Below are 16,297 nucleotides of genomic sequence, written 5' to 3' on the forward strand. Positions count from 1 at the left end.
GTATTTCCGCTCCCGGAGCGCCTTGGCGTTCCGCTCGTATTGGTTCAGCCGGCTTCGGCTTCAGTGCTTGTTCACCTCAGTGCCGCCTGCAGTCGCAGCCGGCGCGAGCCCGCTCCTCGCATCGAGCGCTGCGATCGCCTCGTGGGCCTGATCGATCTTGGTGGTCAGCACGTTGGCGAGCCGTCCGAGATTGGCGGTGGAATCATGCGCCGCGGTGATGACAGTGTCGAAGGCGCCCGCGGTCTCGTGGACGATGGTGGAGAATTCGCCCTGGTAGCTGCGCAGCCGCGCCAGCTCGCGGTGCATCCGGGTCACCCGCATGCTGGTGAAGGCGAGCGCGATCAGCAGCACGGCATCAACGAGATAGGATATCATCGACGAACTCCCGTTTCTGATCGACGGGATCGGCCACCTGCATTGCGTAATAGCCATCGAGCTGGCCGATCTGACACCAGAACAGCACCTGGTTGTTGCTCTCGAGGCGCGCCAGCGTGCGCGGCGTGGCCTCCAGCTCCAGCACCTGCCCCACCTTGAATTTCACGACGTCCTCGAGCGAGATCATCTTCTCGTCGAGCACCGCACTCAGCGTCACTTCGGTCCGGTGGACCTCGCTCTCCATCTGCTCGCGCCAGCGCGGATCGGTCGCGCGGCCGTCGCTGACGACGACGTGAGCGAGCTTCTGCCGCAGCGGGTTGAGCGCGGAGTGCGGAATGATCAGGAACATCTGGCCGCCGCGGTAGAGCGCCTGCACCATCATGTTCGCGCAGATCGACATGTTGCTGGCGCGCCCGATCGCCAGCGAGGCCATCGCCGTCTCGACCCGCTCGACGCGGAAGGTGACGTTCGACGTGCCGGCGAAGGCGCTCTGCAGCGCCTTGGCGAACCGCTCGAACAGCGCCTGGACCAGGCGGATCTCGATGTTCGAGAAAGTGCGTTCGACATCGAGCGGCGGTTCCGCGCCGTCGGATCCGAACATCGCTTCGACCATCGTAAACACGAAGTCGCGGTCCAGCATGATGATGACGCGCGAGTCCCACTGCTCGGCATAGAGCACCGCCGCGACCGCGTTGCCCTCGTAGTCCTTGATGATGTCGCCGAGAGGATCGTTGGTGATGCCGTTGACCGAGAAATAGCAGGGCGTTCCCGCCATCGGCTGCAGGCTGTCGGTACACGATGCCGCCATGCGTTCGAAGATCACATTGAGCATCGGCATACGTTCGATCGATATGCCGGCCGCGTCCAGCAGGTAGTTCGGCAGCTGCTTGCGCTGATCGACCTCGACGTCTTCCATCATCATGCGCGGGCGGCCTTGGGTTCGGGCTCGGTGACGACGGCCTTGGGACCTGCGATCGTCTCGTTCTCGACGACGTCGATCGACGGCCGCTCGGTGCTCGCGATCATCTTGCGGCCGTGCTCGACGGCGATCTGCGGCATGGCGCCGTTCATGAACGCCAGCAGCGTCTGCTTGACGATGATGTAGGGCCGGCACTTCTTCTCGCGCGTCATCTTGATCTTGATCGCGAAGGGCGAAAGGACGCCGTAGGACAGGAAGATGCCGGCGAAGGTGCCGACCAGGGCCGCACCGATGAAGCCGCCGAGCAGCTTCGGCGACTGGTCGAGCGCGCCCATGGCCTTGATGACGCCGAGCACGGCGGCGACGATGCCCAGCGCCGGCAGCGCCTCGGACACCGTCACCAGCGCATGATAGGGCGCCAGCTTGCTCTTCACGATGGTGTGGATCTCCTCGTCCATCAGCGCCTCGATCTCGTGCGTGCGCGCGTTGCCCATGATGATGAGGCGGACGTAGTCGCAGATGAACTGGAGCAGCGAGGGATCCCCGAGCACGCTCGGAAACGCCTTGAAGATCTCGGAGGACGCGGGATCGTCGATATGGGCCTCGACCTCGTTGCGGCCCTTGCCCCTGAGCTCGCGCATCAGGGCGTGGAGCGCGCCGAGCAGATCAAGGTAGTAGCGCTGGCCGGGCACCGCGCCGGTGATGGCCTGCATGCAGGCAACCCCGGTATCCACCACCGTCTTCCACGGATTGGCGACGATGAAGGTGCCGACCGCGGTCCCCATGATGATCACGAACTCCCACGGCTGCATGAGCACGGCCAGATGCCCGCCCATGGCGGCAAATCCGCCGAGCAGCGCCGCTACCGTGATGAAAATCCCCACGAAACTGCCCAACGCGCCGCTCCATCGCCAATCCCACCGGGAATATCTAGTCGGCGAGCCTTGCGCGAAGCTGGCTTCCCGCCTCGCCAGCCCCGCGCAAGCAATCGGCGGCAGCTTGGGGCGGCGTCGCAACAGCGGCCAGAGGGGCGCGTGTCATGCTATCCACCATCGCGGACTACACCAGACTGACCAAGGACATGGGCAAGTCGCTGACGCAGGTCGCGACGCAGCCGGATGTCAGCCGCGAGACCGACTATTACCTGAGCCATATCGGCAACGTGAAGACGATCGACGACTTCCTGAAGGACTATCGCCTCTACTCCTACGCGATGAAGGCCTTTGGCCTCAGCGACATGACCTACGCCAAGGCGTTCATGCGCAAGGTGCTGACGGAGGGTGTCGGCAACAAGAACACCTTCGCCAACAAGCTGACCGACACCCGCTACCGGGAATTCGCCACCGCCTTCAATTTCGCCGCCCTCAGCAGCAACGCGACGAAGACCACCCAGGCCACGACCGGGACGGCGACCCATTATGTCACGCAGACGATGGAGCAGAAGGCCGGCGACCAGAACGAGGGCCTGCGGCTCGCGCTCTATTTCACCCGCAAGGCGTCCACGATCACGACCGCCTACCAGGTGCTGGCGGACAAGGCGCTGACGCAGGTGGTTCAGACCGCGCTGGGCCTGCCCTCGACGATCAGCGCGGCCGACATCGACGCCCAGGCCAAGATGATCACAAACAGGGTCAAGCTCACCGATTTCCAGGACCCGGCCAAGGTCACCAAATTCGTGCAGCGCTTTGCGGCGATGTGGGATGCGACCCAGGCCCAGAGCGACAATTCGACCAATCCCGCGCTGGTCCTGATCGGCGGCGCCAGCTCGGCCAGCATGGATATCGACATGCTCTCGAAACTTCAGTCCCTCCGGTTCGGAAAGTAGATCATGCAATCGGCCCTCTATGTGGGATTGTCGGCCCAGGTCGCTCTCGAAAAGCGCCTCCAGACGATCGCCAACAACGTCGCCAACGTCAACACGGCGGCATTCCGCACCGACGTGGTGAAGTTCGAGACCGTGCTGTCCAAGGCGGGCGCGAACCCGGTCGCCTTCTCCTCGCCAGGCGACAACATCATCTCGCGCGAGCAAGGCAACATCACCGAGAGCGGCAACCCTCTCGACGTCGCCGTGGTCGGCCAGGGCTGGATCGCCTTCGCAGGTCCCAACGGCACGGTCTATACCCGCGACGGCCGGCTCCAGATCGCCGCCAACGGCGATCTTCAGACCGTGAGCGGCTTTCCCGTCGTCGATTCCGGCGGCGCGCAGATCACGCTGGACCCGAACGGCGGACCGATCTCGATCTCGCGCGGCGGTGCGATCACCCAGGACAACAACGAGATCGGCACCATCGGCCTGTTCAACATCCCCGCTGACGCCAATCTCGAGCGCTACGGCAATTCCGGCGTGACGCCGGACCGGCCCGCGAGCGCCATCGCCGATTTCTCCCGCGACGGCTTCAAGCAAGGCTATGTCGAGGGCTCCGGCGCCAACCCGATGATGGAATTGACCAAGCTGATCGCAGCCTCGCGTGCCTTCGACGGCACCAATTCGATGATCGAGGGCACCGAGAGCTCGCTGCAGAACGCCATCCGGACGCTGGGCGAACCCGGCAAGTAGACCGCGCCCCGTGCGCATTGAGATTGAGGTTGGACGGTTTCCTTGAACGCTCTTCGGCAACTCGAGTGGGCGCTGCTGGAGCTTCAGCAGAGCACTCCCCTGGCAAGCGTCAGCGGCGCGATCTCCGAGATCGCGCCGACGCATTTCCGTGTCTCCGGCCTGTCGCGCTTCGTCAGGCTCGGCGAGCTCATCGGCGTCAATTCGGGCGGCAAGCCGCAGATTGGCGAGGTGGTGCGAATCGACAGCGAGGGCATCATCGCCAAGCCGTTCGACCGGCAGTTCGCCGGCGGCCTCGGCTCGGTCGCCTACCGGATGCCGCCCTTGTCGTTCGCGCCCGATCCGAGCTGGAAGGGTCGCGTCATCAACGCTCTCGGCGCGCCGCTGGACGGATTGGGGCCCCTCACACCGGGCCCACAGGCGGTCTCGGCGGAGGCTGAGGCGCCCTCGGCCATGAAGCGCGCGCGCGTGCACAAGCCGCTGCGCACCGGCGTACGCGTCATCGATCTGTTCGCGCCGATCTGCGCCGGCCAGCGCGTCGGCATCTTTGCCGGCTCCGGTGTCGGCAAATCGACGCTGCTCGCGATGCTCGCCCGCAGCCAGGGTTTCGACACCGTCGTGCTGGCCCTGGTCGGCGAGCGCGGCCGCGAGGTGCGCGAGTTCATCGAGGATGTGCTGGGCAACGATCGCCAGCGCGCCGTCACCATCGTGTCGACCGGCGACGAAAGCCCGATGATGCGGCGGCTGGCGCCGAAGACGGCCATGGCGGTCGCGGAATATTTCCGCGACCGGGGCGAATCGGTGCTGCTCATGGTCGACTCGATCACGCGTTTCGCCCACGCCGCCCGCGAGGTCGCGCTCGCCGCCGGCGAGCCTGCGGTCGCCCGCGGCTACGCGCCGACGGTCTTCACCGATCTGCCGCGCCTCCTGGAGCGCGCCGGACCCGGCGAGGAAGGTTCCGGCACCATCACCGGGATCTTCTCGGTGCTGGTCGACGGCGACGACCACAACGAGCCGATCGCCGATACCATCCGCAGCACGCTCGATGGGCACATCGTGCTCTCCAGGCACATCGCCGACCAGGCGCGCTATCCGGCCGTCGATGTGCTGGCTTCGGTCTCCCGCCTCGCCCACAACGTCTGGGATCCCGAAGAGCGCGAATTGGTCAGCAAGCTGCGCTCCTTGATCGCCAAATACGAGGACACGCGCGACCTTCGCCTGATGGGCGGCTATCAGTCGGGACGTGATTCGGGCCTCGACCAGGCGGTCGACATGGTTCCGAGAATCTACGGCGCGATGCGGCAGGATGCTTCGGCTCCGCCGAGTGCCGATCCGTTCCGCGAGCTGCGGGACATGCTCAAGGGCGAATAGCAGCGCGAGAGGCCGCGACCGCCGGCAACATGCGCCGCTATCCTGCTCCTCCCCGTTGTTTTCGACAGGAGATTGCGCATGCCGCCACGTAGCCGGCGCATGCGCCGCACGGCCGCCGCCGGTTTTCCGTCCTGAGCGCCGTCACCACTCGGGTGAGGGCAGTGGACGACCGCGCCGGAAGGGACCGCACCGGCGATTCTGCGAGCATAAACGATCAACAACCGGCGCGTGTAATTCCTCCGAGTTCCCTTGACGATTCTCCGGCTCCACCCACAAGTTGTGGATGACGTGCCGAACTCATCGTCGTCATGCACAAGCTTCGATCAATTTGCGTCGATCACGGTCAGCAGGATGCCGTGCAATCACGGCGTCGCAGAATTGAGTGCATGTTGCTTGCCGGGCAGCGTATTGCGTTCACCATCATGTGTCCCGATGAGCGAGATTGTCTTGAACGTTACATTCGCCTGCAACGACATCTGGGCTGCGCGAGCGTCTCTACTTGATTTTGTTGAGAAGCTCATTCATCGTTTCGACGGAATATAAGAAACGTCTGCGTGTGACTTGAACTCAGGGGCTTCGGTTGAACTATTCCGATCCATCGTCGGCTGGCGACGGCAACTCGGGCTCCCGTGCGACGACGCTGTTGGCATGCCAACGACGCAGTCCGTCACTCCGAAGCACGCGACGCGCATCAGTCCAGATCGGGCGCACTGCGATTCGTTCCTTCGAACGAGAGCTCGACACGACGTGTTCGCCGGACAGCTGCAACCGTTCGATGTCTTTCGAAGGTTTCGCGGGCCAGGGTGCAAAGCGGCTTCGGGGCGCCGCAGACGAAGTTCCGGGGACGAGGTAGATTCATGCCGTTGGCACGGGAAGCCGTCGAGCTGCTGGTTCAGGCGGCGAGGGCTTGGTATTTCGAGGGCAATCAGCATGGATTGCGCGATCGCGAATGGATGGCGCTGCGCTTTCTCGGCCGCGCCAACAGGTTTTCGCGCACGCCATCCGCGCTGGCCGGCTTCATCGGCGCCACCAGAGCAACAGCATCGCAGATCGTGAAGACGCTGGAGAGCAAATCCTTTCTGGTGCGCAAGCCGTCGCAAGAGGACAAGCGTTCTGTCGTCCTGCACGTCACCGCCCAGGGCGAGAAATGCCTGAACCAGCACGACCCGATCAATCACGTGGTGAATGCGGTCACCTCGCTTGGCAACGACGAATGCGTCAGGCTGCGCGACTCGCTCCGCGAAGTTCTCAATCACCTCGACGCGGCCCATCAACGGCTCGATGCCAGCGTCTGCCGCGACTGCATGTTTCTCGCCGAACGCGGCCCGGGCACCTCCAAAAGTCGCGCGAGCGCCGAATTCATGTGCCGGCTGTATCGCGCTCCGGTCTCGCTCGATGAGACCGAACTGCTGTGCACCAGTTTCGAGCGCACCCGCGACCGCCCCAAGATCGAGGAGCATCTCGACCGCGCGCGGATGGCAAGCCAGGGCTGAGGCGCACGCAATTTCCGCGCGAGTGGTTGCGGCACAGCCTGCAGATGGCTTCGTAGCCGCGCCTGCCTTCGAACGACGCACTCCGTCCTCTGATGTCCCGGACAAGCTGCAACGCGAAGCGTTGCTGCGCAGAGCCGGGACCCAGGGACGCCCCGGGATGGCACGGAGAGATGGGCCCCGGCTCTGCAGCGCACCGTCCTGCTGGACGATGCTTCGCATCGCCCAGGGGACGCTGCGTTGCGTCCGGGGCACGAGAGCGGAGTGCGGCCAGCACTCCCTCCACCGTCATCGCGAGGGCGCCCATGCGCCGAAACCGAATTTCTGATAAACGATATATTTTTCGAGCGGCCGGATTGACGGGAGCCGCGACACAGCAAGGTCCCGTAGCCCGCATGGAGTGCAGCGCAATCCGGGACCGTACGGTAAGAGATGCTCTGGACTACGCCATCGGCCGCGCCTTCGCGCGACCCGTCGGCTCGATCCGGGCAACGGGGGCGTCAGGCATCACGCGGGATGGGCGCACAAAAAAACACCCGGCGGTTTCCCGCCGGGTGTTCATCACGTGGTTCGAGAGATCTTACCAGTTGCGCTGGGCGCGGAGCAGCAGGGTGATGCTGTCCTGATCCTTCAGCTCGTACAGGGCGGCCGGCTTGGCCGTCGTGCCGGCACCGGCGTAACCGACCGTGCCCGAGTACTTCTGGTCGAGACGGGTCCAGTTCAGGTCGCCCGAGAACGTCAGATTCTTGACCGGGGTCCAGCGGGTGATGATACCGACCTGGCCGACGGCGAAGTCAGGATTACAACCCGTCACACCGGCGAGACCGCCGAACACGCCGCCTGCACCGCCAGCGCCGCAGAGAGCGGTCTTGGCGACCGAGCCGTACTGCGCCTGAGCGTAGGCGCCGTAGAGCGCGGTGTTCCAGTAGGGATCCCAGTTGTGGGTGTAAGCACCGCGGAAGCCCCAGGTCTTGACGGTTTCCTGCTGGCCGCCCGTGACGAACACGGTGTCCGGAGCATAGGCGAAGCCGACGCTCTGATAGGCAACGCCCGAGCTGCCGAACATCGAGTAGCTGCTGCCCGCCAGGTTCTGGAAGTTGTAGCGGGTCGCACCGTCGGTGTAGACGCCCGAAATGTTGATCACGTCACCCGCGCCGGTCGGGATGTTGTTGATCGACAGAGCGAGCTGAACAGCCCAACCCCACTTGTCGTCGGGGTGACCGGTGGCCTCATTCGCGCCGTAGTAGGCGACGTGGTTGTCATGCGCAGCGACCGACGCCTGGAACATGCCCCAGGCCTGGTCGACACGAACCATACCGACGAGGTTCGGCGAACGCGAACCGCCGATGGCGTTGGTGCCGTAGGTGCCGCCGACCATGCTGCCTGCGGTCGCACCGGTCAGGTTGACGTTGCCGGCCTGGTAGTAAGCCGTCGCGTCTTCCGCCGAGAACGAAGCCGTCACGCCCTGACCGAAGTCAGCGGTGTAGGTGAACTGGTTGACACCAGTGACCGTGCCGGAACCGCCGACGAGGCTGTCGATGTTGTTGCCGGGATAGTTGGTCCAGGGCGCGTCGAACTGCCACACGGCCTTACCCATGGTGAAGCCGGCGAACTGGATGAAGGCGTAGTACACGCCGCGCGAACCGCCCGAGGTGTTGCCGTCGGTGCCGTTGATCGACGAACCAACGAGCGCCGGCGTGGCGCCGGAGGTGTTGAGGCCGAGGTTGCCGGTATAGACCGTGCCGCCCGTCGCGGAGCCGGAGCCCTGATAGCCACCGGTGGTCCAGGTGAACACGCCGTCGAAGAAGGTACGGACGACGCCGTATTCGGTCGCGGTGCGCGTGTCGATGTTGAGATCCTGACGAGCGCGCATCTGGTAGTAGTTGCTGAGGCGGTTGTGCGCGCCGGCCGGAGAGCCGTTCGAGATGCCGTAGTTGCTGTTGGTATTGAACGCGACTTCAGCGCGCAGATAACCACCCAGCTTGATGCAGGTGTCGGTGCCCGGGATGTAGTAGAAGCCCGCGCCGTACAGCGAGCAGATCTTCACGTATTCGACCGCCTTCGCCTTCACGGGGAGATCGGCTGCGAACGCCCCGGAGACGGCCATCAGGCCGGCAGCCGAGCCGAGAAAGAGCGTCTTCGTCAACTTCATTAGTAAACCTCCAGGTCGGTTCAGGGGGCTCGGCTCCTCGGAGGACGCCGCTTGACCCACTTAATTTCCGTTCAATTCAGGTCCGCACTGAAGGTCCGGACTGAAACGACAGTGAGGTGCCCCCCCTCCGTCGTAGCTTCACGTATAGTTTATAAAAACAACGGCCTCAATTTATTGATTTAGTGAATCGTAACTTCCGTCAGAGATGTTGCCCGATGGCAACAGAGGCGGTCGGCACGGCAACTAACTCTTTAATCCAAAACGAAAAAGCCCTCAGGGGGCATCCCGAGGGCTTTCTTGGAGGTCTCACATCGCTGTCCATCGACAGGGTCAAGAGCAGCAAAGATTGAGTGTGAGGAGACGTAATTTAATTAATTGCTTTTTGCAAGTACTAAACCGTCCAACCGTTTCCACCGCGCGGTGTCCGCCACCATTGTCTATGCGCGATATGCGAGACGATTCCCCAATATCCCATTAAAAGAGTGAATTGAGGGAAACGGGGGGCAGCCACATGATCGAGAAAAAACTCGACAGGGCGATTACGGACTTCATCTGGAACGTCGTCGAAATTCACTCCCAGCTGGAGGACATCCATACCTGCTGGGCCGGACTGCTGGGCATTACCGAGCCGCAGTGGCTGATCTTGATGGCGATCACCGAACTGGACGACGGGCGCGGCGTCGCCGGCATCGACATCGCGAACAAGTTGCGGGTCCACCCGGCCTTCGTGACGAACCAGACCAAGAGCCTCGAAAAGAGCGGCTTCCTGTCGCGGCGGCCGGCACCGGACGATGCCCGCTTCGTTCTGATGTCGCTGACGGAGAAGGCCACGACGGAAATCGAAAAACTGTCCAAGAGAAAGCTCGCCTTGAATTCGACCATCTTCAACGAGCTCGACGAGAAGACCCTGGCTGAACTGAATGCCGCGCTCGCAACGATCGGCAGGAACGCCCGGCTGGCGGCACGATTGCTGGCTATCGACGTGTCGTGACGCGCGCCTCGGCTTCGAGGCGACCGAAGCATGTCCGCAAACACCGCTCTCGAATACGATACCCCCAAGCGCTAGAGATAGGTCACGGGGTCAAGCTGACGGGCCGTTCCGAGCTTGCTGCCGAGCCATTCGAAGACGAAGTCGTCGACAGCGATGAAATTCTCGACCTCGCCGAGCGGGTGCCGGACATTGTTGGGCACGACGACCGAGCAATCTGCTCCGGTCTGCCGATAGCCGGCTTGCAGATCCAGGGCGTCCTGCTCCCATATCATGGAGCGGCTCCCGACGACCATGAGCAGCGGGCACGGAAGTCGACGCGACGGCGGCAGCGAACCCGTCGAGGCTCCGTCAGGGACGGCCTGCCCGAAGCCGGTCATCCAGCGAAGCGATGCTCTGCGCATCACCGGCGTCAAAAGGCCGCCGTCGCACACGGCGGCCGCTATTCTGCGATCCGAGAGGGCAAGGCGGGACGCATGAGAAGCGCCCTCCCCTTCGCCATAAATTGCGATCCGCCGCGCATCGACATCGGGGCGAGCCTCCAGATAGTCCAACCAGCACTGAAGCCTGTGCTCCGGCTTGAAGGAGCGATGCACCGTCGAATTGCCGGCATCAACGAACAGGAGCGACATGGTCCCGCAGAGTGAGGCCGGCAACAGCCTGCTCATCATCGAGCCCAGGGTGATGTCCTCGTCACTGAGACAGATGACCGTCGGCGCGGAAGCTCCACGATGGAGCGCCGGCAGAAAGAAGCCGGCCAGCGCCCCTTGGTCGAAGCAATCGATCTTGACGCGCTCGATCGCCAGACCGGCCTCCGCCTCGAAACCTCTCAGGCTGATGCCGACCTCGTCTGCGAGGCCGGCACTTTCGACATCTCCCGGACAAGACAAGCGTCTGACGACTTCGAGGGCCGTCAGCGAACACAGCCACGCTTCCCGCGAAACCCAGGCGGAACGGTTTTGGTGCGCTGATTCGGCCAAGGCCCGGTAGTCGTCCGCGACCTTCAACCAGTCCGAAATGCACAGATGCCGGTGCGTCTCACGCCCAAGCTCCGCGACGGACAGGCTCTGGAAAAATTGGGACGCGCGATCCCGCAGGCGCGCCAGGCTTTGCCCGGCGCCGTCGCACGAGCCGTGCGGCCAATGATCACCTTCCATGTCAGCCCCCGAGCGGCGCCGTCAACGCTTGCCCGGACTTGCGCCCAGACCTGCCGGCTTCGCGTTCTGCGCAGCACCCTGCACATCTGCTCGATGCGATCGCTGCCGCCCCTGATCGCGTCCATCGCGCTTGCACCCGTCGATGCCGCCCGCCGCGTCGACGTCTTTCGCCACCATTCCCAACCAACCCGCTTGGGCACAAGGTCGAGGCCGCCCCAACTCAATCGTCACGTCCCAGCTCCATCGCTGAACACAGTTGCTTGCCGCGCACTCCGCCAGTCTTGCGACAGACTTGCGATGCGGGCCTTGTCGTTTCTTGTTGCGATCGGCGAACCGAAATGACGTCACTTCGCCGACGTAAAATTCATGCCTGCGTAGGCCGGCATTGTGAAAGCACGATATGGTGAGGGATGCGGCGGATTGCCGCTTTCATCAATGCCGAAAGGCAAATGTGACAAGAAGAAAACAGCGGGACCAACCAACGTGGCGATCATCGGCACGCGACATGTGACGACGTACGATCGCACCTCACGCTGAGCCGGACCAGCGAGACATCCTCCGGCCTACTTGGATTCGGTAAAGTCGTATGGCGTTGAGTGAGCCGATTGACACCCGCAGGTGGCGGGACAGCGAGGACCCGTCGGCGTCAAATTGGGGCTCGTCGCGGATGAGCGCCGCGCAAGCCTGGTCCTTGCCGGCGGGCGAAAAGATTTACGGATAATGCTCTTCGCGACACCCCTGCCGCCGGGATCCTGGCGCGCCTTGTATGCATTATCCCAATTGCCATCTCCGCGCAGTTCGCTTTACATGCCGCCAACTCGCCCGCGGATGACGGCCGGGGCTCAAAAATCACACACATTGTCAAAGGGACGGAATATGGCGCGCAACATATTGATTCTCGGGGCTTCTTACGGCTCGCTGCTGGGCACGAAGCTGCTGATGGCGGGGCACAATGTGACCCTGGTCTGCCGCGCCAAGACCGCGGAGCTGATCAATCGCGAAGGTACCGAGGTGCGCATCAAGCTGCGTGACGAGGCGGTGCACCGGGCGATCTTCTCGCGCAACCTGCCCGGCAAGCTCGACGCCGTGACCCCCGCCAATGTCGACCTCTCCCGCTACGACATGGTCGGCCTTGCGATGCAGGAGCCGCAATACACCAACCACACCGTGCGCGTTCTCATGGTCAAGATCGCGGCGGCGAAGCTGCCGTGCCTGTCGATCATGAACATGCCGCCGCTGCCCTATCTGAAGCGGATCCCGGCGCTCGCCGACATGGATCTGGAAGAGGCTTATACCAATGCACAGGTGTGGGAGCGGTTCGAGCCGGGGCTGGTGACGCTGTGCTCGCCCGACCCGCAGGCCTTCCGTCCGCCGGAAGAGGCCGCGAACGTGCTTCACGTCGGCCTGCCCACCAACTTCAAGGCGTCGGTGTTCGCCGACGACAAGCACAACAAGGTGCTGCGCGAGCTCGAGGCCGACATCGACGCGGTGACGCTCGACGGCCACGATGTGCCGGTGAAGCTGAAAGTGTTCGACTCTCTGTTCGTGCCGCTGGCGAAATGGTCGATGCTGCTCACCGGCAATTACCGCTGCATCACGCCGCACGATCCGCAGTCGATCCGCGACGCCGTGCACGGCGACCTCAAGCGCTCGCAGACGATCTACGACCACGTCGATGCCATCGCCCGCAAGCTCGGCGCCGATCCGCAGGACCAGGTGCCGTTCGCAAAATACGCCAAGGCCGCCGAGAGCCTGCTCAAGCCGTCATCGGCGGCGCGCGCGGTCGCGAGCGGCGCCCCCTTCATCGAGCGCGTCGACCTCTTGGTGAAGCTGATATCGCATCAGCTGGGCGTGCCCAATGCCGAGATCGACCGCACCGTCGAGACCGTCGATCTGAAATTGAACGAGAAGATCGTGCAAGGCGGATCCGGCGCGCAATAAGCGCGCTGCTTGCGGTGACGTCGGCGCTCACGCGCTCAGGAATGATTGAAGCCAGATCAGGCCGGTCACCGCGACAAGCGTGACCGCGCCGGTGCGCGTGATGAGGTCGGGATGCCCGAGACGGCGCGCGCCGCGGCCGAGCGTTGCGCCCAGAGTGATCCACGCGGCGCCAGCGGTGACAATCTGAAGCGCAATCGCGCCCAACCAGGGCAACAGTTCAAGCGGCCCAGCTCCAAGTGGCAGGAGCAGGAAGGCGAAGACGAGCGCTTTCGGGTTCAACAGGGTTGTGAGCAGCACCTGGCCGAACGTCACCGGTGCACCGTCGCGCAGCTCGCGCGTGTTGACTCGCCAGAGCATGACGGCAAGGCACAGGATGTAGATGGTCACCGCGACGCGGAGCAGGACGGCCGCGAGCGGGATATCCATGACGATGGGCCCGAGCGCCAGCCGCAGCAGCGCGATCGCCAGCAGATAGCCGGCGAGCTCCGCCACAAGCAGATGAAGCGAGCGCACGATGCCGATCCCCGCGCCCGACGTCGCGAGCAAGGTGTTGGTCGGCCCGGGCACGGCCAGCAGGAAATAGGTCGCCGTGAAGAAGGTCAGGAAGCTCATGCGCCTGAGCTAGCAGGCCCCGGGCCAGGCCGGTTTGATCTTCATCATCGAATCCGGTCCTCAAAGCCCGGAATCGGTCCGAATCTGCCCATCCCCGTGATCGCAGATTTGCGAAAAATTTGCATCCATGCGAGGTCTGTCCTTACGTAACAGAGGCCGCCGGGATGCCTCGGCAGAGACTCCAGATGCCGGCTGCGGGCAGCGGGTTCCAAGCCTGCCCGCGATAGCCGGATTGACGGGCGAAAGAACAAGTCATCGAAGATGGATCAGTCGACGTTGCAGGTCGCTCGCGCGGTGGAGGCCGGCGCGACAACCATGAAGAGTGTCATCGACGCGACTGGATTGTCCCGTCTCAAGGTCGAGCGCGCCTTGAACACTCTGGAGAAGCAGAAGCTGCTGGTCCGCGACGGCCAGGGTTTCAAGGCAGCCGGCCAGCCGAAGACGGCGCCGTTCGCCCGGCAATGCGGATCCTGCAACGCCTGCTGCGACATTCTCGAGGTGGCCGCCGTCGACAAGCCGGTGAACCAGCTCTGCAAGCACTGGCAGACGGGCACCGGCTGCACCATCTACGACCGCCGCCCGCAGATGTGCCGCTCCTTCGTCTGCGCCTGGCTGCAAGGGCATCTCGACGACGACTGGTTCCCGGCGAAGTCGGGCATCATCGTCCATTTCAGCCAGGATGCCGTGAACGTCACGGTCGACGACCATTGCCCCGATCGCTGGCGCGAAGAGCCTTATTTCAGCAAGCTCGCCGAATGGTCGCTGAATGGGATCAAGCGGATCGGAAACCGCGGCTATGCCACTCTCGTCGTCTCCGGCGCCGACCGTTTCCTGCTGCTCGGACGCACCGTCGTTCCCGAGCCGACGCTGTTTGGCACGGCGTTCGTGCCGCTGACGGCCGACACGTTCCAATTCTGGCGGGCGACATCGCCGGAGCATTTGCAGCGATTGCATGAGCGCATCGCCGAGATGGAGCGGATCAGGCAGGAATTCGGCTCCTGCGCGATCCCCGCAAACGAGGACGACGATCCGCAAGCCCCCTATCGGCCCGCACTTTTACGGCTATCGAATCACGCCTGAACGCCGCCGTGGGCAACGCGGCCTGATCAGCGCCGTGCCGCTCGACGCGCCGCGACGGTATTGATAAGCCCCTGTCCGCGAATGACGGGGACTTGAGTCGGGCATGACGGTTGCAATCGAGATGGGGCAGACCACGGCAGGCGCCGCGGCCGCCATGGACCTCGAGGAACTCTTGGCGACCCGCCTCCTGTTGCAGGGCAATTCGGGCTCCGGCAAATCGCATCTGCTGCGGCGGCTCTTGGAACAGAGCGCGCCCTGGGTACAGCAGGCCATCATCGATCCCGAAGGCGATTTCGTCACGCTGGCCGAGCGTTTCGGCCATCTCGTGATCGAGGCCGAGGATCACACCGAGCGCGGCCTTCAGGTCGCCGGCGAGCGCGCGCGGCTGCACCGCGTCTCCACCGTGCTCAATCTCGAAGGTCTGGACGCCGAGAACCAGATGCGCCGCGCCGCGGCGTTTCTGGGCGGGATGTTCGACGTCGACCGCGACCATTGGTATCCAATGTTGGTGGTCGTCGACGAGGCGCAGCTGTTCGCGCCGGCCGTGGCCGGCGAGGTCTCGGACGAGGCGCGTAAACTCTCGCTCGGCGCCATGACCAATCTGATGTGCCGCGGCCGCAAGCGTGGGCTGGCCGGCATCATCGCGACCCAGCGCCTGGCGAAGCTGGCCAAGAACGTCGCGGCGGAAGCCTCGAATTTCCTGATGGGCCGCACCTTCCTCGACATCGACATGGCGCGCGCCGCCGATCTGCTCGGCATGGAGCGGCGGCAGGCGGAATCCTTCCGCGATCTCGAGCGTGGACAGTTCATGGCGCTGGGACCTGCGCTGTCGCGCCGGCCCCTGCGTTTGCATATCGGGCCGACCGACACCCAGCCGCGCAATTCCACGCCGCGGCTGATGCCGCTACCGGAGGCGGCCACGGAAGATATGCGCGCCATGATCCTGGCCGCGCCGCCGCCCGATGCCAGCCGGCCGCAACGACGGCCGGCGCCGGATCTGCTCGAGCAGCTCCGCGCCGCGAAGGCCGCCGCGCCGGTGATCCAGCCAGAAGTGGACGAGGTGCCGGTCAGCGCCGAGGAGCTCGCCGAGCGGCGTGAACGCGTCGATCGCACGCTGCGTGCCGTGCTCGCCGCGCCCGACGCCGGCTTCCGCGCCGTCGGCGTGCTCTATCAGGAGTTCGTGGTCCGCTGCCGGATCGAGGGACTGGGCTCGGCCGTCCCTGACCTTACCGAATTCCGCCGCATGCTGACGCGCGCACGCGCGGGGCTCGGCGCCGAGCATGCCGAAGACGACGCCTGGCAGGACGTATCGCTGCGCGCATCCATTTTGCCGGACGACATGCAGGGCGTGTTCATGATGATCGCGCGCGCGGCGAAGGAAGGCTGGCCATGCCCCGGCGACGCCGCGATCGCGCGGGCCTATGGCTCGCATTCGCTGCGCCGGGCGCAGCGGCTGCTCGGCTACATGGAGGAGCAGGGCCTGATTGTCGTCCAGCTCGACGGCGGTGGACGCAGGATCGTGACGCTGGTGGAGCTGGCCTGGGCCACGGCGCCCGGCGATCCCAATGGCGATGATCTGCCGGCGGAGCCGGTCGCGAGCGCGGCTTCGGCTTGAAGCGGGATGGAGGTCGTCATGCCCGGGCTTGTCCCGGGCATCC

At 64.4% G+C, this 16,297-nt stretch carries 14 protein-coding genes; 8 read left to right on the forward strand and 6 right to left on the reverse strand.

The genetic code is table 11. The features are described 5' to 3' along the window. Positions 1-60 precede the first annotated feature (60 nt). Genes IC66_RS0130165 through motA form a run of 3 tightly spaced genes read right to left on the reverse strand, consistent with a single transcriptional unit; the run spans position 61 to position 2,190 of the window. Positions 61-375 (reverse strand): hypothetical protein, encoded by a 315-nt coding sequence (locus tag IC66_RS0130165; protein WP_028145749.1) that lies wholly within the window; start codon positions 373-375, stop codon positions 61-63. Beyond that, the gene (locus IC66_RS0130170; protein ID WP_038950167.1) at positions 356-1,297 is read right to left on the reverse strand and encodes a flagellar motor switch protein FliM; all 942 of its coding nucleotides are present in this window, start codon (positions 1,295-1,297) and stop codon (positions 356-358) included. Before IC66_RS0130170 ends, IC66_RS0130165 begins: the two co-directional genes overlap by 20 nt. After that, on the reverse strand, positions 1,294-2,190 hold the full coding sequence (gene motA, locus IC66_RS0130175; RefSeq protein WP_028145751.1) for a flagellar motor stator protein MotA: 897 nt from the start codon (positions 2,188-2,190) through the stop codon (positions 1,294-1,296). Before motA ends, IC66_RS0130170 begins: the two co-directional genes overlap by 4 nt. Positions 2,191-2,333: 143 nt before the next feature. Here motA and IC66_RS0130180 point away from each other — a divergent pair, with 143 nt between their 5' ends. From IC66_RS0130180 to IC66_RS0130200, 4 genes are all read left to right on the forward strand, one after another. After that, entirely contained in the window at positions 2,334-3,119 is a 786-nt protein-coding gene (locus tag IC66_RS0130180) for a DUF1217 domain-containing protein (protein ID WP_038950169.1), read from the forward strand. A gap of 3 nt (positions 3,120-3,122) precedes the next feature. Further along, positions 3,123-3,851: a flagellar basal-body rod protein FlgF gene (gene flgF / locus IC66_RS0130185; protein ID WP_028145753.1), complete on the forward strand. Its 729-nt coding sequence runs from the start codon at positions 3,123-3,125 to the stop codon at positions 3,849-3,851. Between the two features lie 42 nt (positions 3,852-3,893). Then, positions 3,894-5,219, forward strand: a complete 1,326-nt coding sequence (fliI, locus tag IC66_RS0130190) for a flagellar protein export ATPase FliI (RefSeq protein WP_028145754.1) — start codon at positions 3,894-3,896, stop codon at positions 5,217-5,219. Between the two features lie 857 nt (positions 5,220-6,076). After that, entirely contained in the window at positions 6,077-6,712 is a 636-nt protein-coding gene (locus IC66_RS0130200) for a MarR family winged helix-turn-helix transcriptional regulator (RefSeq protein WP_028145755.1), read from the forward strand. Between the two features lie 577 nt (positions 6,713-7,289). Here the strand turns inward: IC66_RS0130200 and IC66_RS0130205 are convergent. Beyond that, complete coding sequence (locus IC66_RS0130205) at positions 7,290-8,861, reverse strand: porin (protein WP_038950170.1); 1,572 nt, start codon at positions 8,859-8,861, stop codon at positions 7,290-7,292. A gap of 511 nt (positions 8,862-9,372) precedes the next feature. On the opposite strand from IC66_RS0130205, the gene IC66_RS0130210 reads away from it, so the two are divergent. Beyond that, positions 9,373-9,852 (forward strand): MarR family winged helix-turn-helix transcriptional regulator, encoded by a 480-nt coding sequence (locus IC66_RS0130210; RefSeq protein ID WP_028144358.1) that lies wholly within the window; start codon positions 9,373-9,375, stop codon positions 9,850-9,852. A gap of 71 nt (positions 9,853-9,923) precedes the next feature. Here IC66_RS0130210 and IC66_RS0130215 read toward each other — a convergent pair whose 3' ends face one another. Further along, positions 9,924-11,006 carry a hypothetical protein gene (locus IC66_RS0130215; protein WP_038950172.1) on the reverse strand — a complete coding sequence of 361 codons (1,083 nt, stop codon included), beginning with the start codon at positions 11,004-11,006 and terminating at the stop codon, positions 9,924-9,926. A gap of 876 nt (positions 11,007-11,882) precedes the next feature. Between IC66_RS0130215 and IC66_RS0130220 the strand changes: the two genes are divergently transcribed. Then, entirely contained in the window at positions 11,883-12,947 is a 1,065-nt protein-coding gene (locus IC66_RS0130220; RefSeq protein WP_028144356.1) for a ketopantoate reductase family protein, read from the forward strand. A gap of 27 nt (positions 12,948-12,974) precedes the next feature. On the opposite strand, the gene IC66_RS0130225 is transcribed toward IC66_RS0130220, so the two are convergent. Further along, on the reverse strand, positions 12,975-13,559 hold the full coding sequence (locus IC66_RS0130225) for a LysE family translocator (protein WP_028144355.1): 585 nt from the start codon (positions 13,557-13,559) through the stop codon (positions 12,975-12,977). A gap of 261 nt (positions 13,560-13,820) precedes the next feature. Here IC66_RS0130225 and IC66_RS0130230 point away from each other — a divergent pair, with 261 nt between their 5' ends. After that, on the forward strand, positions 13,821-14,639 hold the full coding sequence (locus IC66_RS0130230; RefSeq protein ID WP_038950173.1) for a YkgJ family cysteine cluster protein: 819 nt from the start codon (positions 13,821-13,823) through the stop codon (positions 14,637-14,639). A 103-nt stretch (positions 14,640-14,742) separates the two neighbouring features. Then, the gene (locus tag IC66_RS0130235) at positions 14,743-16,254 is read left to right on the forward strand and encodes a helicase HerA domain-containing protein (RefSeq protein ID WP_038950174.1); all 1,512 of its coding nucleotides are present in this window, start codon (positions 14,743-14,745) and stop codon (positions 16,252-16,254) included. Positions 16,255-16,297: the final 43 nt, after the last annotated feature.

The sequence above is a fragment of the Bradyrhizobium genomosp. III genome, from assembly GCF_000261705.1.
GTDB lineage: Bacteria > Pseudomonadota > Alphaproteobacteria > Rhizobiales > Xanthobacteraceae > Bradyrhizobium > Bradyrhizobium ottawaense.

Bases quoted from the DNA above. Each gene is read 5' to 3' on its own strand.
- IC66_RS0130235 (WP_038950174.1), top strand. From the start codon at position 14,743: ATGACGGTTGCAATCGAGATGGGGCAGACCACGGCAGGCGCCGCGGCC.
- IC66_RS0130220 (WP_028144356.1), top strand. From the start codon at position 11,883: ATGGCGCGCAACATATTGATTCTCGGGGCTTCTTACGGCTCGCTGCTG.
- IC66_RS0130165 (WP_028145749.1), bottom strand. From the start codon at position 375: ATGATATCCTATCTCGTTGATGCCGTGCTGCTGATCGCGCTCGCCTTC.
- IC66_RS0130180 (WP_038950169.1), top strand. From the start codon at position 2,334: ATGCTATCCACCATCGCGGACTACACCAGACTGACCAAGGACATGGGC.
- IC66_RS0130210 (WP_028144358.1), top strand. From the start codon at position 9,373: ATGATCGAGAAAAAACTCGACAGGGCGATTACGGACTTCATCTGGAAC.
- IC66_RS0130200 (WP_028145755.1), top strand. From the start codon at position 6,077: ATGCCGTTGGCACGGGAAGCCGTCGAGCTGCTGGTTCAGGCGGCGAGG.
- IC66_RS0130205 (WP_038950170.1), bottom strand. From the start codon at position 8,861: ATGAAGTTGACGAAGACGCTCTTTCTCGGCTCGGCTGCCGGCCTGATG.
- IC66_RS0130225 (WP_028144355.1), bottom strand. From the start codon at position 13,559: ATGAGCTTCCTGACCTTCTTCACGGCGACCTATTTCCTGCTGGCCGTG.
- flgF (WP_028145753.1), top strand. From the start codon at position 3,123: ATGCAATCGGCCCTCTATGTGGGATTGTCGGCCCAGGTCGCTCTCGAA.
- IC66_RS0130170 (WP_038950167.1), bottom strand. From the start codon at position 1,297: ATGATGATGGAAGACGTCGAGGTCGATCAGCGCAAGCAGCTGCCGAAC.
- IC66_RS0130215 (WP_038950172.1), bottom strand. From the start codon at position 11,006: ATGGAAGGTGATCATTGGCCGCACGGCTCGTGCGACGGCGCCGGGCAA.
- IC66_RS0130230 (WP_038950173.1), top strand. From the start codon at position 13,821: ATGGATCAGTCGACGTTGCAGGTCGCTCGCGCGGTGGAGGCCGGCGCG.